The organism is Acinetobacter bouvetii (genome assembly GCF_902753875.1).
Classification (GTDB): domain Bacteria; phylum Pseudomonadota; class Gammaproteobacteria; order Pseudomonadales; family Moraxellaceae; genus Acinetobacter; species Acinetobacter bouvetii_A.
Window position 1 is genome coordinate 85044 of sequence record NZ_CADDTS010000032.1, and the last position, 1205, is coordinate 86248.

Sequence of the window (1205 nt, forward strand, 5' to 3'; positions counted from 1 at the left end):
AGGGCTGAAATGTAACACTACCCTTCAGCCCTTCTTTTGATGTTACTATTTTTCTAAAATATCCTTTATTTCTTTCTCTAATCTTTCATGAAATTGTTCTAAAGTCATATTCTTAAAAAATCTATTTCTATTTACATATGGCAAAGCTTCCTGCATCAATTGATTATATAAAGGATCATTAACATACTTTGCTAACACTAAACGTGAGATAGCACCTAGACCTGTGATATATTCTTTTTCATCTCCATGATTCAACCACTGATTTAAAGTTTCCAGATCTTTATGTTTTTCTTCATCATAAATTAAAAAATCATAAACTTGTTGTAACACGTGCTGCAATTGTTGTGGATCATTAAAATGAATTGCTTCCCCCTCTATTCCATGAATATTGGGTAAATACTGCAAGGTATGATCATCTATAAAATGTTGGCGTAGTATACGGATTGCTTTTTCTGATGAAATTTGAATATAACTTCCCAAAGCAATTTGGCTATATGCTAAAACATTTTTTTTACTTGAACATAGTATTAATATACCTTCATATATTTGATCATTAAAATCTCGATGATATATAGTTTCGTTAAATTGATTTTTTTTTCTCTGCTTTATAAAATTTAAAGATTCTTTATTTAAATCTAACCACTGATCTGCAAAAATACTGAGCTTCTCTTGTGTTTGTGGTATAGCTTTAAATTGTAATAACTGTTCTCTTGATACTGCTTCGACAGAGCTTAACATCTGTTCAATACTTTTCTGATCGGGGAAAATAACATCCCGACTAAAAAACACATAATGTTTTGCATCAAAAGCAACGAGATTATACTTACGTAGTGTATCAACCAATATTTTATAAAGGTATTTACTTTTTTCCTGTATATATTCGATGACAAAAACATTTGTAGAAAAATTAAAAAAGCCTTTTACATTACTAAAGAACTGGATAATTTCTTCATCAAAGTTTTCTGCAAGTTCAGGATTAGTAACGATACCTTCAACTTCAATGAGCCAGTTTTTTAAATTTTCAGTGAAACCTATATCTTGAGGATGAGTTGCAAAGTACTCCGCCTGCTCCAATGTAGATATTGTTATTAGTGGGTTATGTTGTGTTGCATCCCAGACATAAAATAATGCAGACATACTATTCCTTAAATAATTTAAATTTCAAAAAAAGAGATACCCACTTATGGATATCTCTTTTACTTTAG

The 1205-nt window shown here is 29.8% G+C and carries 1 protein-coding gene; it reads right to left on the bottom strand.

From position 1 onward, the window contains the following. Nucleotides 1-45 precede the first annotated feature (45 nt). A complete protein-coding gene (locus FB6_RS09690) occupies nucleotides 46-1137 on the bottom strand; it encodes a hypothetical protein (protein WP_174559799.1) in 1092 nt (363 codons plus the stop codon). Nucleotides 1138-1205: the final 68 nt, after the last annotated feature.

Bases quoted from the DNA above. Each gene is read 5' to 3' on its own strand.
- FB6_RS09690 (WP_174559799.1), bottom strand. From the start codon at position 1,137: ATGTCTGCATTATTTTATGTCTGGGATGCAACACAACATAACCCACTA.